Source organism: Martelella sp. K41-7 (genome assembly GCF_055808365.1).
This window is the reverse complement of sequence record NZ_CM147867.1, coordinates 1833953-1856455: the sequence shown is the minus strand read 5'-3', so window position 1 is coordinate 1856455 and position 22503 is coordinate 1833953. Positions and strand designations below refer to the sequence as shown.

At 58.0% G+C, this 22503-nt stretch carries 20 protein-coding genes, 1 tRNA gene and 6 pseudogenes; 15 read left to right on the top strand and 12 right to left on the bottom strand.

Going from position 1 to position 22503, the window contains the following annotated elements; genetic code table 11:
- Nucleotides 1-20 precede the first annotated feature (20 nt).
- The 3 genes and pseudogenes from AC0L7L_RS08770 to AC0L7L_RS08760 all read left to right on the top strand — a co-directional run bounded on the left by AC0L7L_RS08770 (nucleotide 21) and on the right by AC0L7L_RS08760 (nucleotide 3060).
- Nucleotides 21-1794: pseudogene (locus AC0L7L_RS08770) on the top strand (acetolactate synthase 3 large subunit).
- Nucleotides 1795-1815: 21 nt separating this feature from the next.
- Nucleotides 1816-2388 (top strand): acetolactate synthase small subunit, encoded by a 573-nt coding sequence (gene ilvN / locus AC0L7L_RS08765; RefSeq protein WP_473513422.1) that lies wholly within the window; start codon nucleotides 1816-1818, stop codon nucleotides 2386-2388.
- 75 nt (nucleotides 2389-2463) lie between these two features.
- Complete coding sequence (locus AC0L7L_RS08760; protein WP_473513420.1) at nucleotides 2464-3060, top strand: LysE family translocator; 597 nt, start codon at nucleotides 2464-2466, stop codon at nucleotides 3058-3060.
- Nucleotides 3061-3129: 69 nt separating this feature from the next.
- Here AC0L7L_RS08760 and AC0L7L_RS08755 read toward each other — a convergent pair.
- A pseudogene (locus AC0L7L_RS08755) lies at nucleotides 3130-3474 on the bottom strand (RNA polymerase sigma factor); the annotation flags it as partial.
- Between the two features lie 100 nt (nucleotides 3475-3574).
- On the bottom strand, nucleotides 3575-3958 hold the full coding sequence (locus AC0L7L_RS08750) for a COG4315 family predicted lipoprotein (RefSeq protein ID WP_272211464.1): 384 nt from the start codon (nucleotides 3956-3958) through the stop codon (nucleotides 3575-3577).
- Between the two features lie 140 nt (nucleotides 3959-4098).
- On the opposite strand from AC0L7L_RS08750, the pseudogene AC0L7L_RS08745 reads away from it, so the two are divergent.
- Nucleotides 4099-5227 (top strand): annotated as a pseudogene (locus tag AC0L7L_RS08745) (ATP-dependent DNA helicase).
- A 90-nt stretch (nucleotides 5228-5317) separates the two neighbouring features.
- Nucleotides 5318-6070 (top strand): pyridoxine 5'-phosphate synthase, encoded by a 753-nt coding sequence (locus AC0L7L_RS08740; protein ID WP_473513417.1) that lies wholly within the window; start codon nucleotides 5318-5320, stop codon nucleotides 6068-6070.
- A gap of 46 nt (nucleotides 6071-6116) precedes the next feature.
- On the opposite strand, the gene AC0L7L_RS08735 is transcribed toward AC0L7L_RS08740, so the two are convergent.
- Nucleotides 6117-6998: an NAD(P)H-binding protein gene (locus AC0L7L_RS08735; protein ID WP_272211461.1), complete on the bottom strand. Its 882-nt coding sequence runs from the start codon at nucleotides 6996-6998 to the stop codon at nucleotides 6117-6119.
- A gap of 141 nt (nucleotides 6999-7139) precedes the next feature.
- On the opposite strand from AC0L7L_RS08735, the gene AC0L7L_RS08730 reads away from it, so the two are divergent.
- The 9 genes from AC0L7L_RS08730 to AC0L7L_RS08690 all read left to right on the top strand — a co-directional run bounded on the left by AC0L7L_RS08730 (nucleotide 7140) and on the right by AC0L7L_RS08690 (nucleotide 13436).
- Nucleotides 7140-7529 carry a winged helix-turn-helix transcriptional regulator gene (locus AC0L7L_RS08730; RefSeq protein ID WP_473513414.1) on the top strand — a complete coding sequence of 130 codons (390 nt, stop codon included), beginning with the start codon at nucleotides 7140-7142 and terminating at the stop codon, nucleotides 7527-7529.
- 149 nt (nucleotides 7530-7678) lie between these two features.
- Nucleotides 7679-7801 carry a hypothetical protein gene (locus tag AC0L7L_RS08725; protein ID WP_473513412.1) on the top strand — a complete coding sequence of 41 codons (123 nt, stop codon included), beginning with the start codon at nucleotides 7679-7681 and terminating at the stop codon, nucleotides 7799-7801.
- Between the two features lie 34 nt (nucleotides 7802-7835).
- Entirely contained in the window at nucleotides 7836-8069 is a 234-nt protein-coding gene (locus tag AC0L7L_RS08720; protein WP_272211459.1) for a hypothetical protein, read from the top strand.
- Nucleotides 8070-8188: 119 nt separating this feature from the next.
- The gene (locus tag AC0L7L_RS08715; protein WP_473513838.1) at nucleotides 8189-8815 is read left to right on the top strand and encodes a TetR/AcrR family transcriptional regulator; all 627 of its coding nucleotides are present in this window, start codon (nucleotides 8189-8191) and stop codon (nucleotides 8813-8815) included.
- 55 nt (nucleotides 8816-8870) lie between these two features.
- Nucleotides 8871-9890: a ketol-acid reductoisomerase gene (ilvC, locus tag AC0L7L_RS08710; RefSeq protein WP_272211456.1), complete on the top strand. Its 1020-nt coding sequence runs from the start codon at nucleotides 8871-8873 to the stop codon at nucleotides 9888-9890.
- A 301-nt stretch (nucleotides 9891-10191) separates the two neighbouring features.
- Entirely contained in the window at nucleotides 10192-11418 is a 1227-nt protein-coding gene (locus tag AC0L7L_RS08705; protein WP_473513409.1) for an aminotransferase-like domain-containing protein, read from the top strand.
- Between the two features lie 117 nt (nucleotides 11419-11535).
- On the top strand, nucleotides 11536-12276 hold the full coding sequence (locus AC0L7L_RS08700; protein WP_272211454.1) for a hypothetical protein: 741 nt from the start codon (nucleotides 11536-11538) through the stop codon (nucleotides 12274-12276).
- Between the two features lie 42 nt (nucleotides 12277-12318).
- Complete coding sequence (locus tag AC0L7L_RS08695) at nucleotides 12319-13227, top strand: PhzF family phenazine biosynthesis protein (RefSeq protein WP_272211453.1); 909 nt, start codon at nucleotides 12319-12321, stop codon at nucleotides 13225-13227.
- Nucleotides 13228-13360: 133 nt separating this feature from the next.
- A tRNA-Lys gene (locus AC0L7L_RS08690) sits at nucleotides 13361-13436 on the top strand.
- A gap of 248 nt (nucleotides 13437-13684) precedes the next feature.
- Here the strand turns inward: AC0L7L_RS08690 and AC0L7L_RS08685 are convergent.
- The 6 genes and pseudogenes from AC0L7L_RS08685 to istA all read right to left on the bottom strand — a co-directional run bounded on the left by AC0L7L_RS08685 (nucleotide 13685) and on the right by istA (nucleotide 18812).
- Nucleotides 13685-14287: a site-specific integrase gene (locus tag AC0L7L_RS08685; protein WP_473513407.1), complete on the bottom strand. Its 603-nt coding sequence runs from the start codon at nucleotides 14285-14287 to the stop codon at nucleotides 13685-13687.
- Nucleotides 14288-14585: 298 nt separating this feature from the next.
- Nucleotides 14586-15672, bottom strand: a protein-coding gene (locus AC0L7L_RS08680) for an IS3 family transposase (protein WP_473513405.1) whose coding sequence is annotated in 2 segments (ribosomal slippage) — nucleotides 14586-15420 and nucleotides 15419-15672 — 1089 coding nt in all. Because the reading frame shifts where the segments join, the coding sequence is not laid out codon by codon here.
- Between the two features lie 66 nt (nucleotides 15673-15738).
- Nucleotides 15739-15969 (bottom strand): hypothetical protein, encoded by a 231-nt coding sequence (locus tag AC0L7L_RS08675; RefSeq protein ID WP_272211450.1) that lies wholly within the window; start codon nucleotides 15967-15969, stop codon nucleotides 15739-15741.
- A complete protein-coding gene (locus AC0L7L_RS08670; protein WP_272211449.1) occupies nucleotides 15966-16121 on the bottom strand; it encodes a hypothetical protein in 156 nt (51 codons plus the stop codon). Before AC0L7L_RS08670 ends, AC0L7L_RS08675 begins: the two co-directional genes overlap by 4 nt.
- A gap of 341 nt (nucleotides 16122-16462) precedes the next feature.
- The gene (gene istB / locus AC0L7L_RS08665) at nucleotides 16463-17221 is read right to left on the bottom strand and encodes an IS21-like element helper ATPase IstB (protein WP_272210590.1); all 759 of its coding nucleotides are present in this window, start codon (nucleotides 17219-17221) and stop codon (nucleotides 16463-16465) included.
- A pseudogene (gene istA, locus AC0L7L_RS08660) lies at nucleotides 17218-18812 on the bottom strand (IS21 family transposase). Before istA ends, istB begins: the two are co-directional and overlap by 4 nt.
- 131 nt (nucleotides 18813-18943) lie before the next feature.
- Here istA and AC0L7L_RS08655 point away from each other — a divergent pair.
- A pseudogene (locus AC0L7L_RS08655) lies at nucleotides 18944-19354 on the top strand (transposase); the annotation flags it as partial.
- 199 nt (nucleotides 19355-19553) lie between these two features.
- Here AC0L7L_RS08655 and AC0L7L_RS08650 read toward each other — a convergent pair.
- The 3 genes and pseudogenes from AC0L7L_RS08650 to AC0L7L_RS08640 all read right to left on the bottom strand — a co-directional run bounded on the left by AC0L7L_RS08650 (nucleotide 19554) and on the right by AC0L7L_RS08640 (nucleotide 22500).
- Nucleotides 19554-20573, bottom strand: coding sequence for an ABC transporter ATP-binding protein (locus AC0L7L_RS08650; RefSeq protein WP_473513403.1), 1020 nt, complete (start codon nucleotides 20571-20573; stop codon nucleotides 19554-19556).
- A pseudogene (locus AC0L7L_RS08645) lies at nucleotides 20570-21572 on the bottom strand (oligopeptide/dipeptide ABC transporter ATP-binding protein). The gene AC0L7L_RS08650 and the pseudogene AC0L7L_RS08645 overlap by 4 nt, the downstream one beginning before the upstream one ends.
- Before the next feature lies 1 nt (nucleotide 21573).
- Entirely contained in the window at nucleotides 21574-22500 is a 927-nt protein-coding gene (locus AC0L7L_RS08640; RefSeq protein WP_473513401.1) for an ABC transporter permease subunit, read from the bottom strand.
- Nucleotides 22501-22503: the final 3 nt, after the last annotated feature.

Here is a 22503-nt window from a genome sequence, read left to right as displayed (position 1 = left end):
ATCGAAACGGAAAAATGACGATGACCGCGACGGACAACTTGATGACAGGCGCCGAGATCGTTTTGCAGGCGCTGAAAGAAAACGGGGTTGAACATATCTTCGGATACCCGGGCGGCGCAGTGCTGCCGATCTATGACGAGATCTTTCAGCAGGACGACATCGCTCACGTACTTGTGCGTCACGAGCAGGGCGCAGGTCACGCCGCTGAAGGTTATGCCCGCTCCACCGGCAAGGTCGGCGTCATGCTGGTTACCTCCGGTCCCGGCGCGACCAACGCCGTTACGCCGCTGCAGGATGCGCTGATGGATCTCGATTCCGCTGGTCTGCATTTCCGGCCAGGTTCCGACCGCGCTGATCGGTTCCGACGCTTTCCAGGAATGCGACACCGTCGGCATTACCCGCCCGTGCACCAAGTATAACTGGCTGGTCAAGGACGTGAACGATCTCGCCAACGTCATTCACGAGGCCTTCCGCATCGCCCAGAGCGGCCGTCCGGGGCCGGTTGTCGTCGATGTTCCCAAGGACGTTCAGTTCGCCAAGGGCCGTTACACGCCGCTGAAAGGCCATCCGATCCGCGAGAGCTATCGTCCGGCCGTTCAGGGCAATGCCGACGCCATTGAGGCTGCCGTTCAACTGATGGCGAACGCCCGCCGGCCGATCCTCTATACCGGCGGCGGTGTCATCAATTCCGGCGATGAGGCCACGCGGCTGCTGCGTGAGCTGGTCGGGCTGACCAACTTCCCGATTACCTCGACGCTGATGGGGCTGGGCTGTTATCCGGCGTCTGGCAAGAACTGGCTGGGCATGCTGGGCATGCACGGATCCTACGAAGCCAATATGGCGATGCACGATTGCGACGTCATGGTCTGTATCGGCGCGCGCTTCGACGACCGGATTACCGGCCGCGTCGATGCGTTCTCGCCGAACTCGACCAAGATCCACATCGATATCGACCCGTCCTCGATCAACAAGACCATCCATGTCGATGTGCCGATCCTCGGCGATGTCGCTCATGTTCTGGAAGAAATGGTCCGGGCATGGCGGGCGCTGCCGGCCGAAAAACCGTCGCTCGACGAATGGTGGAGCAATATTGATCGCTGGCGCGGTCGCGACTGCTTCGCCTATACGCCCAACAAGGACGTGATTATGCCGCAATATGCGCTGGAGCGGCTGAACGCGGCGGTAAAAGGACGCGATTTCTACATCACCACCGAGGTTGGTCAGCACCAAATGTGGGCGGCGCAGTTCTTCGAATTCGAAGAGCCGAAGCGATGGATGACGTCGGGCGGTCTCGGCACCATGGGTTACGGTCTGCCGGCCGCTCTCGGCGTCCAGATCGCGCACCCGGAAGCGCTGGTTATCGACGTCGCAGGCGATGCCTCGATCCAGATGTGCATTCAGGAGATGGCGGCGGCGATCCAGCACAATGCGCCGGTCAAGATCTTCATCATGAACAATCAGTATATGGGCATGGTCCGCCAGTGGCAGCAACTGCTCCACGGTAACCGGCTGTCGCATTCCTACACCGAGGCGATGCCCGATTTCGTCAAGCTGGCGGAAGCTTATGGCGCGGAAGGCATCTACTGTGATGACCCTGCCGATCTCGATGATGCGATCCAGCGGATGATCGACAGCCCGAAACCGGTGATCTTCGATTGCCGTGTCGCCAATCTCGCCAATTGCTTCCCGATGATCCCGTCGGGCAGGGCGCATAATGACATGCTGCTGCCGGATGAAGCCAATGACGAAGCCGTCGCAACCGCCATCGATGCCAAGGGCCGTCAGCTCGTCTGAGCTGGGAAAGGGTTTAATACAATGAACGCCAAACTACAGCCGACCGGTTCAGCCTATTTCATTTCAAGCCCGACGGCGCCGCCGGAGCGCCACACGCTTTCCGTGGTTGTTGCCAACGAGCCGGGCGTGCTTGCCCGTGTCGTCGGCCTTTTTTCCGGCCGCGGCTACAATATTGAAAGCCTCACCGTTTCGGAAACCGAGCACGAGGCGCATCTTTCGCGGATCACCATCGTCACCAAGGGCACGCCTGACGTGTTGGAGCAGATCAAGGCGCAGCTCGACCGGCAGGTGCCGGTTCACCGGGTGGTCGATCTTTCCGTGCGCGCCCGCGAGCTTGGCCAGGCGCCGCCGGTCGAACGCGAGGTCGCGCTGGTCAAGGTCGTCGGCAATGGCGACCAGCGCCAGGAAGCGCTTCGCCTCGCCGATGCCTTTGACGCCAAGGTGGTGGATGCTTCGATCGAGCACTTCCTGTTCGAGTTGACCGGCAAGGTCTCCAAGGTCGATCAGTTCATCGCGATCATGCGCCCGCTCGGGCTTGTCGAAATCTGCCGCACTGGACCGGCATCGATGAACCGCGGCCCGCAGGGCATGTAGCGGTCATTTTGCTTTCGGCCGCGCCGGTCAGGGTAATCCGTTCCGGCGTGGCCCACCTGCAGGAGGGGCAGGCAGATGACCAACGAGACATTGCTGGCTTTGGTCGGGTTCGCGCTTGCGGCCTCGATCACGCCCGGTCCCAACAATATGATGGTGTTCGCCGCCACGGTGAACTTCGGCTTTTTTCGAACCTTGCCGCATATATCGGGCGTGGTCGCGGGGTTTGCGCTGCTGATGGCCGGTGTTGGTGCCGGGCTGGGTGCGGTTATTACCGCCTTTCCACCGATCCTGATTGTCGCGAAGATTGCCGGGTCCGCCTATCTCCTCTGGATTGCCTGGAAGATCGGGTCCACCCGAAAACTTTCCTCCGGTGAGACGACCAGTGGAAAGCCGCTGACCTTCTTTCAGGCGGTCGCCTTCCAGTGGGTCAATCCCAAGGCCTGGATTATGGCGCTGACGGCGATGTCCGTTTACACCGATCCCGAGCACTACCCGCTTTCCGTGGCGTTGGTTGCGTGCATCTTCGGTCTGATCACCATTCCCAGCATTTCCTTGTGGGCCGGCTTCGGCTCCGGTCTCAGGCACTGGCTTTCCAGAGGCAACCGGCTCAAATGGTTCAATATCGGCATGGCTCTGGTGCTGGTGGCGAGCCTCTGGCCGATGTTGCGCTGAGTTTTCGCCTCTCAGATGGTCAGCCCGACGGTGCCGGGCGCGCGAAAGTCTGGACATGACCGTGCCGACCGGGATGCCCAGTTTTTCTGCGATGTCTTCATAGCTCAGGCCTTCCAGCTCATGCAGAACCACGACGACGCGGAACGCCGAAGGTAGTTGATCGAGCGCCTCGGTCAGTTCCAGCCGTTCCAGTTCAATGGTTTCACTCGCGGTTTTGTCCGCAATTTCCTCCGCAAACTCGAGTTCGACAAAGGCAAGCGTGTTGCGATGTCGGCAGCGATTGGCGTTGATGTGCGCCATGATGGCATAGAGCCAGCCACCGAGATTGTCGCCGCGCCATTGCGCCTTGTGGCAAAGCGCGCGCTCGAACGTGTCCTGAACGAGATCGCCACCGTCATCGACTGATCCTGTCATCGCTTGCGCGATGGGTTTCATTTGCGGAAGCAGGCGCAACAGTTCAGCTTCAAAAACATCATCGGGCACGGCGGCGTGGCGCCGCCGTGCCGGGGCGACGTCAGGCCGGTCGCGCAACCTTCCAGAGATTGCTGACGCCTGCGCCGGTAACGTCGCCGGGTTTATTGTCGTTTGCCCGGAAGTAGAGAGGTTCGCCATTCACAGCCCACTGTCTTTGCCCGTCCTTGCGCACCACAAACGAGTATTTCGAGAACGGTTGCGCGGATGGGCCGGCAAGATATGGTGGCCACGCGTCCGCACAGCTACCGTAGCAGGTGGAAATGTCCCGTGCGTCCTTGTCATAGCTGTAGAGTGTTTGGCCGTTCTGGCCAGCCAGCACCTGGCCGTCATAGGTATCAACGGTACGGAAGGTGTTTGTTCCGGCAGAGGCGGCGCCAGCAAAGGCCACAAGGGCGGCGGCGGCGAGGATCGAGATCTTCATCATGTCAGTCACTCCGTTTGGTTGTTCTGCGCCGTGGTTTTCATGACGCATTCAACGGATAGACACGCAGGCGCTTCGTTTTATTCCCGGCTTCACCGGATTTTTTGTTGCCCCGGCACGGCGAATCCTGCCAAGTCACGCCCATGGATTTCTCACCGCAACAGGATGAAGCGCTGAAGGCGGTTTCGCGCTGGCTGAAGGAAGGGCGTTCGCCGGTGTTCCGGCTGTTCGGCTTTGCCGGAACCGGCAAGACCACGCTTGCGCGCTATTTTGCCGAACATGTCGATGGCGAGGTGCTGTTTGCCGCGTTCACCGGCAAGGCCGCCCAGGTGCTTCGCTCGCGCGGTGCCACCAATGCCCGCACCATTCACTCGCTGATCTATCGCCCGAAAGGCGAGGAGATGATCGAGAACGAAGAGACCGGCAAGACCTCGGTTTCGCCGATGTTTACGATCAACCGGCAAAGCCCGCTCGCCAAGGCGGCGCTGATCATCATCGATGAATGCTCGATGGTGGACGAGAAGCTCGGGCAGGATCTTGTCAGTTTCGGTACGCCGGTGCTGGTGCTCGGCGATCCCGGTCAGCTGCCGCCGGTCTCTGGTGGCGGCTATTTCACCAATCAGGAGCCGGATTTCCTGCTGACCGAAATCCACCGCCAGGCGCGCGACAACCCGATCATCGATCTGGCCATGCGGGTTCGCGAGGGCGATGTAATCCCGAACGGCGATTATGGCGAGGCCAAGGTGATCTCGCGCCGCGAGGTGACGCAGGACCTGGTGCTCGATGCCGATCAGGTTCTGGTTGGCACCAACAAGACACGGCGGCGCTACAATCAGCGCCTGCGCGAACTCAAGGGGTTCTCGCAGATCTACCCGCAGGCCGGCGATAAGCTGGTCTGTTTGCGCAATGACCCTGCCAAGGGCCTGCTCAACGGCTCTTTGTGGAAGGTGATGTCAGCCTCGAAGGAAACCGTGAAGCCGGGCATCAATCTTCTGGTGAACCCGGAAGAGGACGATCCCGATCGTGGTGCCTCACGAGATCAAGCTGCTGAAGGCGGCCTTCGAAGACAGCCAAGCCGAAATTCCCTGGTCCACCAAGAAGCGCTATGATGATTTCGACTACGGCTATGCGCTGACTGTCCATAAGGCGCAAGGCTCACAGTGGAACAATGTCGTGCTGTTCGATGAGAGCTGGGCGTTCAGGGATACGCGGGAACGCTGGCTCTACACCGCTATTACACGGGCGGCGGAACGATTGACCATTGTGGTGTGACGCGATATTAAAGCCAACAATAACAGATGTTTCGTAGTTTTTAATTTAGTTATCTATGAAGTTTGAATGAAGCGCTGGGGGAGGCTGCACATGGTTGCTCGACTATCTGTCAACTTGAATGCGATCGCGCAGCTTCGCAACCGCCGTGATCTGCCATGGCCAAGTGTTCGTCGTCTGGGCAGGATCGCGCTTGCTGCCGGGGCATACGGCCTGACGGTCCATCCGCGTCCGGACCAGCGCCATATCCGGTTTTCGGATCTTGCGGTCATCCGCGCACTGATCGATGACGAGTTTCCCGAAGCGGAGTTCAATATCGAGGGGTTTCCGAGCGATCATTTCATGGGCTTGTGCCTGGAAAGCGAACCCGAACAGGTGACGTTGGTGCCCGATGACCCAGCCCAGTCGACCTCCGATCATGGCTGGGATTTTATCGCCAATGTTGATCTTCTGAAGCGTTCCGTCGGCCGTCTGAAGAAAAAGGGGATACGGGTTTCTCTCTTTGCCGATGGTGATGCAAGTCAGGCCCAGCTTGAAGCCGCGCGCGAAAGCGGGGCGGACCGGGTCGAGCTCTACACCGGGCCATATGGCGGTGCTTTTGATGAACCGGAGCGCCAGAAGGTGATTGCGACGCAGCTTGGCGAGACCGCCGCACTGGCCCTTGAGGCTGGTCTCGGGGTCAATGCCGGTCATGATCTGACGGTGGGGAACCTGCCGCTGCTTGCCGGCAGGATTCCCCATCTGGCGGAAGTATCCATCGGTCATGGTCTGACGGCCGATGCCCTGGAATATGGCATGGCCGAGAGTGTGCGACGTTTCCGCAGGGCCTGCGGCGAGAGCGCCTGAGCGGGGCTCGGGCAACCGATCATCCGCCCGGCTTTTGTCCAGCGCCTTAGAACGCGGCCCTGTTTGCCTCAAAGAAGGAACGAAGCGTCTGTGGCTTCTGTCCTGTCAGGGTCTCGAAATCATCATTGATGATATCGAAGCCCCCGGTTCGAACATTTTCATCGGCACTCACCGAAAGATCGACAACGAAGGGCGGCAGTCCCGCGTCGGTAAGGCCTGCGCGCAGTGCGTCTTCGCTGATGTGGCTGACCTCCAGCGGTTTGCCGACAATGGCGCTGGCCATCGCAGCAATCTCCTCCACGGTGTGGCTTTCGCCATCATTGAGGGTGTAGATTGCATTTTCAGTGCTGTTGGAAAGCAGCGCTGCCGCCAGCGCCCGGGCACAGTCCTCATGCGCAATGAAGCTCTGTCTGCCGTTGCCCGCTGATGTGGCCCAGACGCCTTGGGCGAAGGCCTGTGGCAGGCTCATCAACAGGTTTTCCTGATACCAGCTGTTGCGCAGGATCGTATAGCTGAGGCCACTGCCAATTACCGCTTTTTCCGAGCCGAGATGATCGGGTGCGAAACTGATCCTGGAGCCTTCCGGATCGGGCAAAGAGGTGTAGATCAGGTGGCTGGCGCCCGCCAGTTTGGCAGCCTCCGCCGCTGCTGCGTGCTGCTTAACGCGGTCGCTGCCGGGATCGATGGCATCGGTCGAGATGATGGCGATCCTGTCGGCGCCGGCAAAGGCCTCGCTGAGTGTTTCGGGAGCGTTGAAGTCCGCCTGGCGCACGATTACGCCCTTTGCGGCGTAGTCGGCGAGGTTCGAGACATTGCGTGTTGTGGCGATGATTTCATGCGCGGGCTTTCCGGATGAAAGCAGGATGTCGAGCGTTTCTCGCCCAAGTTTCCCGGAGGCGCCGGTCAGGAGTATTTTGGTGCCGGTCATAACATTTCCTTCTGATGCCGCTGTTGTTTTCGAGATATGGTCTCAAAATGAGACTGATATTGATGTAAGTGAGGCGCAGGATTTGTAAAGAAGGCACTATTTTGTGGTGCGGTTACATCTGTGTGCCCGGAGGCTGTGACGATGGATCGAAAAATAGAAGAGTTGCTGGGGCAGGGGGATATTGAAACCTGTCCTGTGCGCGATGTTTTGAGTCGGGTTTCAGGAAAGTGGAGTACGCTGCTTCTGTTGGCTCTGCTTGACGGGCCGCTGCGGTTTTCCGAGCTGAAACGCTGCGCGCCGGATATTTCGCAGCGCATGCTGACGAAGTCGCTGACTGAGCTCAGGCGCGATGGCTATATCACCCGCACGGTGTATCCGACCCAACCGCCACAGGTGGAATATGCGCTTACGGCGGCGGGTACGTCGTTCCTGCAGGCATGGCAGAATGTGGTGGTGTGGGCAAAAGAAAACCAGGCTCATGTTCATGCTTCGCGTAGTCGCTTCGACTGCGAGGAAAAAACGGCTGATTGATATGATGACGGGCACCCCGGCTGCAGGGATTAGCCGGGGTGCCCGTTGGAGGTCATTTTTGAGATATAGCGCCCTAACGCGGTGAATGTCTCAGTTGTTCCGCAATATGGTTAATTGGCGGCAGATTAGGCTCCAGCACAGGAGGCGCAATGCGTACGCAAGTATGGAGAATAGCCGCTTTTGCGGCGAAAACAGGGCACTTCAAACAAAACACCCCGGCGCAGGGAATGGCCGGGGTGTTTCTGGAGGTCATCGCGAACGTTGATCGCTGATAGGGTAGAGACGTACCATAAAAGCTTCATCACGATGAATATCGACGAGTACTTGTCACCCGTTGCGTCAAATTTAGCGCTCACCAATGTGATAGTCAATCGTTTGATTAAAATTTATTTTCCGTATGAGTGGACCCTCGCTAGCAACTTGCAGGTGGCGTTTATGGCCTCGGTCTTGGCCACCTTTAAAGTTCATGTTGGTTCGCCGGTTCGCGCCTGCAATGCCAAGGAGTTCACATTTCCGCGATTGCTGGTTCATGGCTCGTGAGGGAGGCCATTTTGGGTCGCTGCGGTCAGAAATCTCGGTGGCACGACCAAAGGTGCTTGACCGTGCGCTGAAACTACGGCAATAGGTACCGTACCGTACCGTACATAAACGAGAGCAGTATTTTGATCGACGACGTCGAAAACGAACTTCATTTCACGCCCCGCCAGCAGGTGGTTCTCGAACAAGCGCTGCGGTTGCTTGTCGAAGGCGGTGAGAAGTCTGTTACGACGGCGAGAATCGCGCGCGCGGCGAGCTGTTCAAAGGAAAGCCTCTACAAATGGTTCGGTGATCGTGACGGCCTGCTTTCCGCCATGATCGCCTATCAGGCAAGCAAGGTGCGCACATTCGAGAGTGCCGGTCACCGGCTTGATGCCGATGAGTTGAGGCAGCATCTGAGCGCTTTTGCGCAGGATCTGCTCGACGTTCTGGCCGGCGATGTCTCGCTGGCGCTAAACCGGCTCGCCATTGGCCGCGTCACCAAGGACGGGCAGAAGCTTGGACGTATGCTGCTGGAGCGTGGCCGGGCCCAGATCGACCAGCGGGCGAGGGCGCTTTTGGAAGATGGCAGGCGTTCCGGCCTGCTGGTTTTTGATAATGGCGACGAGGCTTATCGTGTGTTTTACGGGCTTATCGTCGGTGACAGTCATGTTCGCCTGCTGCTTGGAGAGGCCGCCGACCGCGGTCTGTTCCAACGGCGCGCGAAACTGGCTGTGGAAAGGTTCTGGACGCTTTATGCGGCCAATTGAATTGCCTGTCGCTACAGCGCGGTAGGGCGAAGTTTTGTCAAGGGAAGGAAAGACAATGCGAGTTTATTACGATCAGGATGCGGATATCAATCTCATCAACAGCCGTAACGTTGCCATTATTGGTTATGGTTCGCAGGGCCGAGCCCATGCGCTGAACCTGAAGGAAAGCGGCGCGAAGAACATCGCTATCGCTTTGCGCGCCGGTTCCGCGACCGCCAAGAAGGCCGAGGCCGACGGCTTCGAGGTCAAGACCGTTGCCGAGGCGGCTGGATGGGCTGATCTGATGATGATGGCCACGCCTGACGAGCTACAGGCCGGCATCTACAGCAGCGAAATCGCACCGAACATCCGTGACGGTGCAGCGATTGCCTTCGCGCATGGTCTGAATGTGCACTTTGGCCTGATCGAGCCGAAGAAGACCGTCGACGTCATCATGATTGCGCCGAAGGGCCCCGGCCACACCGTTCGCGGCGAATATCAGCGTGGCGGCGGCGTTCCCTGCCTTGTTGCTGTCGAGCAGGATGCCTCCGGCAACGCACTTGATGTTGCGCTTTCCTATGCTTCGGGCGTTGGCGGCGGTCGTGCCGGCATCATCGAAACAACCTTCCAGGAAGAATGCGAGACCGACCTGTTCGGTGAGCAGGCTGTTCTCTGCGGTGGTCTGGTCCAGCTCATCCGCGCCGGTTTCGAAACCCTGGTCGAAGGCGGCTATGCACCGGAGATGGCTTATTTCGAATGCCTGCACGAAGTGAAGCTGATCGTCGACCTGATCTATGAAGGTGGTATCGCCAATATGAACTACTCGATCTCGAACACGGCCGAATGGGGTGAATATGTCACCGGGCCGCGTATCGTCACCGAGGAAACGAAGGCCGAGATGAAGCGCGTTCTCACGGACATCCAGTCCGGCAAGTTCACCGCCGAATGGATGCAGGAATGGCATTCAGGTGCTTCTCGTTTCAAGGCCACCCGCCGCATCAATGACCGTCACCAAATCGAGGAAGTCGGCGAAAAGCTGCGCGGCATGATGCCCTGGATCAAGAAGGGCGCACTGGTCGACAAAGAGCGCAACTAAGCTCTATCGGTTCTTTTGATGCGATTTTTCGAACCGGGTGGTCAGGCCGCCCGGTTCTTTTTTTCACGGTCAATGCCAGCGAAGCATTCTCGGTAGCGGACACAGCGGAGACCGGTTCCCAGAGGGTGATCTTCGCCTGAAATGCCACAAAATTACCACGCTTGCCGAATTGTCGACCGAATATTACCCTATTGGGTCTGAAACAGCGGTTTTGTTGCTGAAAAATAGGTCAGCATTGTTGACTTAAATTGTTTGCTGTGGTCATCTGGGCCCACCAAAAAAAGACTTCGAGGAAACCCCCATGCTTGACTGGGAAAAAATCTATGCGACACGCGCCAAACGCATGGGCGCGTCCGAAATCCGGGAACTTCTGAAACTTCTCGAACAGCCCGACATCATTTCATTTGCCGGTGGCATTCCGGATCCGGCGCTGTTTCCGACGGAAGATTTTCAGGCGGCTTACAATGACATCCTGTCCGGCCCTGAAGCCGGACAGGCTCTGCAATATTCGGTGAGCGAGGGGTATCCGCGGCTTCGCGAGTGGATCGTGAAACGCATGCGCGCGCGCGGGATCGATGCCGATCTCGAGAATATCTTCATCACCTCGGGGTCTCAGCAGGCGCTCGATTATCTCGGCAAGCTGATGCTTTCGCCGGGCGATACCGCGCTTGTGGGCTGGCCAACCTATCTCGGTGCGTTGCAGGCGTTCAACGCCTATGAGCCGCGTTACGACCAGTTGGACCTTTCGCGCAATGTTGAGCCAGAGGCTTATGCGACTGCGGCCGAACAGGCCGGCAGCCGTGTGAAGTTCGCCTATCTTTCCGCGGACTTTGCAAACCCGACGGGTGAATCGCTGACGCCGATGGAGCGCGAAAAGCTGCTGGATATTGCCGATATGCTCGAGATTGCAGTGATCGAGGATGCGGCCTATCGGGCTTTGCGCTATGGGGGCGAACGTCAGAAAACCCTGCTGGCAATGGATTGCGAACGTTCCGGCGGCATTGAGAACACGCGCACGCTCTACTGTGGCAGCTTCTCCAAGACGCTGTCGCCGGGCCTCCGGGTCGGCTGGGTCTGCGCCGCCACGCCGATCATCAAACGGCTGGTTCTGGCCAAGCAGGCTGCCGACCTTCATTCGCCCACCATCAACCAGATGGCGATTGCGCGCGTGGCAGAGGCCAGTTTCGAGGCGCAGGCTGCCAAGGTCAATGCGGTTTATAGTGAGCGCCGCGATGCGATGCTGAAAGCGCTTTCCGATAATATGCCGGCAGGGGTGGAATGGACCCGACCGGAAGGCGGCATGTTCATCTGGCTGACCTTGCCCGAAAGCATGGATGCCTCAACCCTCTTGCCGCAATCGCTGAAAACGGCCAAGGTTGCATTCGTGCCGGGCGCTGCGTTCTACGCTGACGGAAGCGGGCGTAATCATCTGCGCCTTTCCTTCTCCTGCAGCACGCCTGCCGCCATCGAGGAAGGCATCCGCCGCCTCGGCGCGGTTTTAATCGAGGAACTGGCCGCTGCGGCCTGATCTCGCATATCCAGCGCGAAACCAGAAAGGCCCGTCATCTCCATGGCGGGTCTTTTGTTTACGCGGGTCGTATTGTAGCGTGCAAAGCATTGATGAAAGGCTTGCACAGGATACCCGATGCCCGTTTCGCTTCTTGATACCCCTGAGGACTGGCCCCCGGAAAACCAGGCTTTTCCAGTTCGCGAGCTTGATATCCGGGTCAGCGACGATGATCCTGTCTCACTGACCCGGTTTGACGCGCAGGTGGAGGCGAACTGGGTTCAGGAAAAAGCGGCCAATCCACATCTTTTCAACGGTCGGCTGGTGACGCTCAATAGGGTTTCCCTTTGCGATGGTGCGGTGCGCGCCACCGGGCAGATCGTGCCCTATGCCTATCATCTGTGGTGGCGCCGACAGAAGGCAAAGCCGCCGACCTTTCACAGTTTCTGCATGCCGGTGATCCAGTCTGCCGATGATGCCGTCATTGCCATCCGCATGAGCAACATTACCGCCAATGCCGGCAAGGTCTATTGTGCGTCCGGGTCTCTGGAAGAGGACGATATCGTCGACGGGCGCATTGATCTCGATGCCAATATGGCACGTGAGGTGGCGGAGGAAACGGGCCTTACGCTGGGCGACATGGAGGCCGGCCCGGATTATTACTGTGCCCGCTACGACCAGATCGTGATGTTCTATCGCTTTTTCCGGTCCGAACTTGACGCTGACGCGCTTATGGCAAAAGTTCATCAGCACATCAGTCAGGACACGGAGAAAGAAATCGACGCCGTTCTGGCAATCACAGGCGACAACAGGGACGATTTCGACTACGCCCATTCGATGCCGCCTGTTCTGGATCTTGTTTTCGGCAGGCGTGGTTAAGGAAAATCTCTCGGGCGAGATGGCAGAGGAGCTTTTGCTGAGATGCGTGAATATGCAATCTATGATGTGTTTACGGCGGAGCGCTATCGCGGCAATCCCCTGGCCGTCGTCTTTGAGGCTGACGGGCTGAGCGATGACGAAATGCAGGTGATTGCCTGTGAGTTCAATCTGTCGGAAACGATCTTCCTGTTTGCCCCGCGACATGTTTCCCAGTCGGCCTCGGCACGCATTTTTACGCCGGGCGGTGAGTTACCTTTTGCCGGGCACCCGACGGTCGGCGCTTCGATCGCACTTGCCGAGCGTCAGCACGGTGCTGAGGCCACGATCGATATGGTCTCTGTCCTCGGTGAGAACATCGGTCCTGTACGCTGTGCGGTCAAACTCAGACAGGATGAGGCGGGGTTTGCCGAGTTCGACCTGCCGAAACTCTCGCGCCGTTGCAACGAGGTGATCCCGCGCGAAAAACTTGCCGAGGTGCTCGGGATTACCGCAGATGAGATCGGTTTTGAAAACCACGTGCCGACGATGTGGTCGGCGGGTGTGCCGTTTGCACTTGTCCCGCTGCGCAATCTTGGTGTGGCCGAGAAAATCGATTTCGATCCGCGTAACTGGTTGTCTTTCGCCCCGCTGGTCGACGGGCTTCCGGTCTGGGCCTATGTCTATACCCGAGGCGGGGTGCGCCATGACGTCCATTTCCATACCCGCATGTTCACTGCCGAAGTGATTGTTGAAGACCCTGCAACGGGGTCTGCGGCGGCTGCTTTTTCCGGCGCTGTCCAGTATTTCGATGCACCGGGCGAGGGCTCTCATACATTCGTTATCGAGCAGGGCGTTGAGATGGGACGGCCGTCCTATATCCGGCTTAACCTTGAAACCGGTTCGAACGGCGAGATCAGCGCTGCCCGCATCGGTGGTCAGGCCGTTTGCGTCGCGCGCGGCACTTTACTGTAGCGAGGTTGACGGCGGATTTTCCGGCTTTGAAGAGAAAAAGAAATATCGGCCAAAAAAGACAACAGGGGTTCTGGACAATCCCCCGAATCCCCGTTATATGCCCCTCACACGACGCAAATGCGCTGTGTCTCGTGGGTGATTAGCTCAGTTGGTAGAGCAGCTGACTCTTAATCAGCGGGTCGTAGGTTCGAAACCTACATCACCCACCATTTTTCTTTTTGATTTTCTTGGTGAATTTTAGTGTCATGCACTGGCTGACCTTGGTTCTGGTTTTCACTAAATTGGAAACTGTTTCCAATTCACGTTCTGTTCTTGTTCCTGAAAGCGGCCGGTTCAATATCGACCCAACGACTTTCCATGAGTTCCATCGCATCGCGAGCCAGGGATCTCAGTGAGACCTCCCTACCATACCATAGTGCTGTACCATTTGCGGGGACATATTGCAGATAGCTCCAACCTAGTTTTCTGTGCAGCCGACTTCTAGCAGATTGATAACGGCGTTTTTACGTAGACCGTGGAAGACGATCCGCTCCTTTCTAAAGCGCGCGAATTCATCTCTGCGCATGAGCTTTTTCCATTCGGTGCGGAAACCATCGGCCGACCTGAAGGGAAGTCCACGGGCACCAACGTGCAGCTGTACTGAGCTGGCCGGCGCTCGTTCAATCCATTTTCGGTATTCGCTGTGCAAAGGAATCCAAACCGTTCGCTTCGTCTTTTGAGCTCTGACTTCTATCGTCTTCTCGCCTTCGAGCGGTCTCTTCATTCGCAGGATATCCCCTTGGCGCTGCCCGGTGAAAAAGGCAGACACTGCGATCATTTGCAGGTTCAATGGTGCATTGTTGAATAGCGTTTCAAAGGCCCAGTCTGGCCATGGTGTCCACGGTTCTCCGCCGGGAATCTTCTCGGTGTGGCTTACTGGGTTCAGCAGGCAGAAGCCGCGTGGGATACCCCATGCCATCAACCTGGATAGATAAGCTCTAAACTGGTTTGCCGCTGCCGGGGTTTCTGACATCGAGTCTATAGCCTCTTGCGCATCGACAGTAGTAAGGTCAGTCGGCATGTCGCTACCCCAAATCTCGACAATCAGTTTGCCGTAGGTGGAGTAGCCGCGCCGGGTCGAACGCGACAATGAGCGCCAGACGGGGTTTGCCTCGCTTTCGAACGCTTCTACTAGCGCACGAAAATCACGTATTCCTTCACGGTTTCGACGTATGAGGGCCGTAAATGCCCTCTCAGCTTCTGGCCAGAAGTCAGCTGCCTTGCAGTCAGGCAGACGTTTGCCACCGAGAAGGAAGCCTTTCGCGTCGAGGGCAAGCTCACGGTAATCCTCCCCTTTTAACGGGGCTTTTTGGTAGAATTCACGCAGCCATTTTCAGTTTCTGTGCGGGTGTCATTCCGCCGATGCCCATATTGGGTCGCTCGTTGTTATAGCTCCATAACCATTGTGTGGCGAACGCCTGCGCCTCTTCGATACTCTCGATGATGTATTGGTCAAGCCATTCGTGTCGTACTGTCCGGTTGTAGCGTTCGACATAAGCGTTCTGCTGCGGCTTTCCAGGCTGGATGTAATTCAGCGCAATGCCCTGATTTTCAGCCCAGTCCATAAGCCTTCCACTGACATATTCCGGGCCATTGTCAACACGTATTGCCAGCGGTTTGCCGCGCCACTCAATGATCTGGTTCAGGCTACGGATGACACGCTCCGCAGGTAGAGAGAAATCGACCTCAATGCCAAGCCCCTCACGGTTAAAGTCATCCAGAACATTCAAAAGCCGAAACTGCCGGCCATCGGCCAGCCGATCCGCCATAAAGTCCATGGACCAGACCGCGTTCGGCGTTGTCGGGACATTGAGTGTATCCGGTTTTTCCCGTTTCAGCCGCCGGCGTGGCTTGATCCTGAGGTTCAGCTCAAGCGCGCGGTAGATGCGATAAACACGCTTATGATTCCAGCGCCGTCCCTGTACGTTCCGCAGATAGAGAAAACAAAGGCCAAAGCCCCAGTTCTTCTTTGCCTGCGTCAAGCCGGTCAGAAGATCGGCGATCTGTTCATTCTCATCATTGCGTTTGCCTTTGTATCGGTAGCAAGTTTCGCTGACACCGAACGTTCGGCAGGCAAGTGCTATGCTCACCCCACGTATCGCCACGGCTTGCGCGGCCACCTCCCGGCGTAGAGATGGCCGCGTCATTTTTTTCCAAAGCCTCTTTCAGCAGTTCGGTTTGCATGCTCATCTCCGCATACATCTTTTTCAGACGGCGGTTCTCGTCTTCCAGCGCTTTCATCTGGCTGATCATCGACGCATCCATGCCGCCATATTTGGCCCGCCATTTATAAAAACTCGCTGAACTCACCCCGTGCTCCCGGCAAAGTTCAGGCACAGGAACGCCACCTTCTGCCTGACGCAGAATGCCAATAATCTGTGCTTCGCTAAATCTCGTCTTTTTCATCAAAATCTCCTCAGTCATAAAACCCGAGAAAATTCTACTTTTGAAGCCCATTATTTTTCGGGGGGATTACCGATTGTCGGCCGGGCAGGAGACCGGAAGCGAGCAGATGACCTCCGGTTCGTCCGAGCCCGTCACTTCCAGATGCAAACCGGCAGTATCGGCCAGAACATGGTCCAGCGGTGCTGCGCTGGCTATGAGCGCACGGTAGCCGTCGAGGCCTTCCCGGGCAGGCCGACGGCTAGCCGTGGAGCGGCGTATCTGGGAACTCTGCGGTGATGGACCAGCATAGGTGCTCATACGTCACCGCCTTTGCGGTCATCAAGACTGACAACGATCCGTGAAACCATGCCGTGTTTACCAAGCGTGTCATCGAAGGGGCGCCAGCGAAGGCTGTCCGGATCGAACAATGCGTCGAAGGTTCGCTCGGATGGATCTAGATCAGCGGGCAAGAATCCACCGTTCGGAAGAGGCGGCGCATCTCCGTAGTGGGTCTCGTCTGATTTTGCCGGCTCAATTCCTGTTGGTGAGAACAGTCCACCAAGTTTGAGCTTTGCATATTCGAAGAACTCAGGCTGTTCGATCTCGTCGACGACATCCCAGATCTGATCGAGATTGCCCCAGACGATGCCGTGCAGCTTCTTGGTTTCTGCTGCCCTTACCTGTCAACGGCGGTGTAAAAACCGGCCACGGGGCGGAGCAAAAGTCGGCCACCTCGGGCGCAGGTATGAGGCCCGCGGGAGGGCGTAGCCCGAGCGGGGGCCTCATACCTGCGTAGCGATTTTGAAGGGTTTCAGCTGGCCTTTCGGGCACGGCTTTGGGCGAGACGATAGCTGTCGCCATTCATTTCGAGAATGTTGACATGGTGCGTGACGCGGTCGAGCAGAGCGCCGGTCAGTCGCTCCGAACCCAGAGTTTCCGTCCATTCGTCAAAGGGCAAATTGCTGGTGATCAGGGTGGCGCCCCGCTCATAACGTTGCGAGATCAACTCGAACGGCAGTTCCGCGCCAGTCTTGGAGAGCGGCACGAAGCCGAGTTCGTCGATGATCAGCAGCTTGTACCCTGCCATCTGCTTTTGGAAACGCAAGAGACGCCGCTCGTCACGGGCTTCCATCATCTCACTGACCATGGCTGCGGCTGTGGTGAAGCCAACAGACAGGCCCTTCTGGCAGGCTGAAAGGCCGAGGGCGAGCGCTATGTGCGTCTTCCCGGTTCCGCTGGGGCCGAGAGCGATGACGTTCTCGCGACGCTCGATCCATTCGCAGCGGGCCAGCTCCAGCACCTGCATCTTGTTGAGCTTCGGGATGGCGGCAAAGTCGAAACTGTCGAGGCTTTTGACGACCGGGAATTTGGCTGCCTTGATACGCCGCTCGACCTTGCGACGATCCCGTTCGACCATTTCCCGCTCGGCAAGCCGGCTGAGGTACCCGATGTGGTCGACGCCCTCGGTGGCGCAAAGCCGGGCCAGTTTCTGATACTCCCGCTGGAAGGTCGGCAGCTTCAGGCTCTTGAGGTCGTGGGCAAGCAGGATCTCGGGTGCTTCGGTGCTCATGCCGCTTCTCCCTTCCCCGATGACAGGAGGCCCATATACGCCTTCGCCGATGTCGTCTCGACGGTTGCTCTCGGCAGGTAGGGATAAATCGACAGATCCAGTCGCGGCGGCCGGCGCTCTATCCGGCAAAGAATCAGATGTTTGACGGCGTCGAAGCCAATCGCCCCGAGTTGCAGGGCTTGCTTGATCGCCGCATGCAGGTCAGCCATATCGAAGCTTTCCAGCAGACGAAGAACCTGTACGTATTCTCGCCGGCCATGCTTTGCCATGCGGCCTTCCATCAGCCGGCACAGTGTCGCAAACTCCTCCGGCAGAGCCCAGCCCTGCAGAGGGGCCGCCTGATCCAGCGCATTGATCTTCTGTTCGATCAGCGGCAGGTAATGAACAGGGTCGAAGATGACATCTTCCCGATCCCAGCTCCTGGGATGGCGGGCGATGATCTCGCCGCGGCAACCAATCACCACCTTGTCGACATAGCCTCGAACCCAAACGTCCTGATGACCGTAGGCGACAGGCACGGAATAGTCACCGGATCGCCGTGCGCTCTTCGCGCACGCGACGATCCGGCACTTTGAATATGCGCATCGTTCCGAACGGAAATCGTTCCCGATCTCCTGGCCGATGCGCGGGTTTTGTAGCGAACGAGAGACTGGGCCGTGACCCTGGCGCTGGCCTGATCGCAGGCATCGAAGGGCGACGCCGGCAAGGGGCGCATAGCCGCCAGATCGCGCTGCAGCCGTTCACCGATCGTCTCGCTCTCACCGCGCAGCCTGTCACATTGGCGCTTCCGGCACTGTTCTTCCAGAAAGGCATTGAACGCATCCCAGGTCGCAAACTGCGGGATGGGGACCATGAAGTTACGCCGGGCATAACCGACAAGGCCCTCGACGTTACCCTTGTCATTGCCCTTGCCGGGGCGGCCATAGCGATCCCGGATCAGGTAGTGGGACAGGAACCCGCTGAACAGTGTTGCCCGCTTACGCGTGCCGTCAGGCAGGATCCTCGCCACAAGGCAGCGATCATTGTCATAGACGATCGATTGCGGCACGGCCCCGAAGAAGGCGAACGCATGGACGTGGCCATCAATCCAGGCCTCGGCCACCGCCGCCGGATAAGCCCGCACGTAGCAGCCGTCGCTATGCGGAAGGTCGAGCACAAAGAACCGGGCTTTCTGCTCGACACCGCCGATCACCACCGTCGCCTCACCGAAATCCGCCTGCGCATGGCCGGGCGGATGAGAAAGCGGCACGAACACTTCCTGACGGCGCTGTTCCCGCTCCCGGATATAGTCCTTGATAATCGTATAGCCGCCGGTGAACCCGCACTCATCACAAAGCCGGTCGAAAACACGCTTGGCCGTATGGCGCTGTTTGCGCGGCACGTGTCTGTCTTCATCCAACCAGTGGTCGATCGTCGAAACGAACGCGTCCAGCTTCGGCCGCCGGACTGGTGATTGTCGCTGATAGCCAGGTGGCGTCGAATACGACAGCATCTTCGCTACGCTGTCGCGGGATATGTTGAAGTGTTTGGCTGCCTGACGCCGGCTCATCCCTTCCGAGACGGCCAGACGAACCTTCAGATAAAGATCCACGGTGTAAATCCTCTGTCCCTCCTGCGCTCATTGCAGAAGGAAGATAGGTGGCCGGATTTTACTCCGCCCGCGGACGAATTATTCCGCCGCTTTCGTGGCCGACTTTTGCACCGCCGTTCTCATATGATGCGGGCAAGAAGATCAAGGGCCGCAAGCGGCACATTCTGGTCGACACGCTGGGCATGCTTCTCAAGGCGGAGGTCCACTCGGCGGGTATACAGGATAGGGACGGCGCAGCGCTCGTTTTCGACAAACTCGCAAACCGCTTTCCCTTTATCGAGACAATATGCAGTGACGGCGGCTATCAGGGTCCCAGGGTCGAAAAGGCAAGCCCGCGACCGATAGAGATCGTCAAGCGCGATCAGGCCGGGTTTGAGGTTTTGCCGAAGCGCTGGATTGTCGAACGAACGTTGGCATGGCTTGGCATAAACCGCCGCCTTGCAAAGGATTTCGAGCGGTTCTCAGCAACAAGACCCGCCTTTATCCAGACGGCTATGATCAAGCTCATGACAAGGAGGCTCGCACGCTATCCGCTTTCTTGAACAGACTCTAACAAAACCAACAGACGATCGTGCTCAGCATGTCGTGCAAACCCAATTTATCGAGAGGCGAAGAAGCAAAGGCTCGGCAACTCCTCCACCAACGCCACGGACCGCCCGTGCAGACGACCGCAAAGGCATTGCCATGTAGCAACTATGGAACCAGGTGGCTGCTTTCCGGGTGCCACAGGTGTGAACCTAATCATGCTCGCACGGCCTCTGTCTCTGGCCCGGGGTGGTGGCAGGCGAAGCTGTGTTGAGGCCCCTTGTCCGGATCAGCGCGGAGAGCCGGAACCTCCTCGGTACAGATTTCCGTCGCCCGGGGGCAGCGCGTGCGGAACACGCAGCCGGATGGCGGATTGAGGGGGCTCGGCAGGTCGCCTTCAATGGGAAGCGCCTTCTTGTTGCGCTCGATCTCGGGATCGGGAATCGGCACGGCCGAAAGCAGGGTCTGCGTATAGGGATGTTGCGGTGCGGCATAAAGCTCGTCACTCGGAGCCACTTCCATCACGCGCCCGAGATAGAGCACCATGACCCGCGTCGAGATGTGCTTGACCACCGACAGGTCGTGGGCAATGAACATCAGCGCGAGGCCCAGCTCCCGTTGCAACTCCATCAGTAGATTGATGACCTGTGCCTGGATCGACACATCAAGCGCGGAGACCGGCTCATCGCAGATGATCAGTTTCGGACGGACAATCAGCGCACGGGCGATGCCGATGCGTTGGCACTGGCCGCCCGAAAACTCATGCGGATAACGATTGATCTGGTTGGGCAGAAGACCGACACGGCTCATCATCTCCTGAACCCGTTCGCGCACCTCACTCTTCGATACGCCCTTCTGGTGGGTGATCAGCGGTTCGGCAATAATATCGCCGACCTGCATACGGGGGTTGAGGCTGGCCAGCGGATCCTGAAAGATCATCTGAATATCACTGCGATAGCGCATCATCTCACGCGGAGACAGTTTCAACAGATCCGCTTCATCGTTCCAGCGCGCCGATCCGGTCGCAGGCACCATGCGTATGATGGCGCGCGCCAGTGTCGACTTGCCGCACCCCGATTCCCCGACAATGCCCAGGGTTTCTCCGGCGCGAAGTTCGAAGCTGACGCCATTGACGGCGTGCAAAGCCAGCGGTTTTTCCCAGGGCATGCCACCCGAGCGATAAATCTCGAAAGTGACGCGGATATCTTCAGCCTTCAATAGAGCATCACCGGTCATTGCACATCTCCTCCGGCTTCGACGCCGGCGCCCGCCACATCGGCAACTGAGCGGTTGCAGGCGCGCAGCCGTCCCGGTGCGAATTCCGTCAATGGGTCGAGGTGATCAAGACAGTCCTCACCGGCAAAATCGCAGCGCGGCGCAAACGGACAGCCCTTCTGCATATGCGCCATATTAGGCGGGTTGCCGGGAATGGAACTGAGCGAGATCGTCATTGCGATCAACACGCGGAATGGAGCTGATGAGGCCGCGCGTATAAGGATGCGTTGCATCCTTGAAAAGGGCATCAACAGGGCCCTTTTCCATAATCTGCCCGCCATACATCACTATAGCCTTTTCGGCGGAGCCAGCGACCACACCGAGATCATGCGTGATCAAGATAAGCGCCATGCCGAAATCACGCCGCAAGTCGGCGAGAAGCTGCATGATCTGGGCCTGAACCGTCACATCGAGCGCCGTGGTCGGTTCATCGGCAATCAGCACTTCGGGATGACAAAGAAGCGCCATGGCAATCATGACGCGCTGACGCATACCACCGGAAAACTCATGCGGATAAAGGTTGATCCGCGACTTCGCGTCGGGAATACGGACGGCGTCAAGCATGCGCACGCATTCCGCAATCGCGGACCGTTTCGACAAGCCCCTGTGAAGCTGCAACACTTCCGCCATCTGCTCGGAGACCCGCATATAGGGGTTGAGCGAGGTCATCGGGTCCTGAAAGATAATGGCCATGCGGTCGGCACGGATGGGATTGATGACCTGCGGCGGTGCATTGAGAATTTCGGTTCCGTCAAATTTAACCGAACCGGATGCCACGCCATTGGCAGCCAGAAGCCCCATCATCGCAAAAACCGTCTGGCTCTTGCCCGAACCGCTTTCACCGACGATGGCAAGCGTCTCACCGCGCTCAAGACTGAGATCGACACCACGCACCGCGAAAACCGGCCCGGAATTGGTGGAGAACTGGATATTCAGATTGGAGACATCGAGAAGCGCCATGTCAACGGTCCTTCGGATCTAGTGCATCGCGCAAACCGTCGCCCAGAAAAAAGAACGAAAACAATGTGACGATGAAGAAGAAAAGCGGAAAGATGAGCTGCCACAGCGTGCCGTAATTCATGGTTGCAGCCCCTTCCGATATCAGCGCTCCGAGACTGGTCAAAGGCTCCTGAACCCCGAGACCAAGGAATGAAATGAAGCTTTCGGAAAGGATCATGCCGGGCACCAGCAGCGTCGCATAGACAATAACGACACCCAGAAGATTGGGGACGATATGACGTCGGATAATGGTGCTGGACGCAACGCCCGTCGCCCGCGCCGCCTCGACATATTCGCGGCCCTTGAGCGAAAGGGTCTGTCCACGCACGATGCGGCTCATATCAAGCCACGACAAAAGTCCGATACCGACGAACAGGAGCACCACGGAGCGGCCGAACATGACCAACAGCAGAATCAGCACGAACATGTAGGGGATGGCGAGCAGAATATCGACCGTTCTCATCATCACATTGTCGACCCGTCCGCCCAGAAAGCCCGAGACTGCACCATAAATAGTGCCGACGATCACGGCGATGGCAGCCCCTATGAGACCGACGGCAAGCGATATCTGCGTTCCGAGAACCGTACGAGCAAAGAGATCGCGGCCCAGATCGTCGGTGCCGAAATAGTGGCCATTGGCCAGTGATGGCGCGCCGTCACGAACGATATCGCCCATCACCATGAAATCGATCTCATCAATCGGCCAGCGGGCTATCAGCGGACCGAAACCTGCAAAGGCCAAAACAAAGATCAAAAGACAGAGCCCGATGACAGCCTGCCTGTTTCTGAAAAACCTAACCCTGGCATCAGCCCAGGGCGAGCGGCCCTTCTCCACCCTGTCGGCCAGGGCTTCAGAAAGACTTTCCATTTTCTGTCTCTCGATCAGCATGGC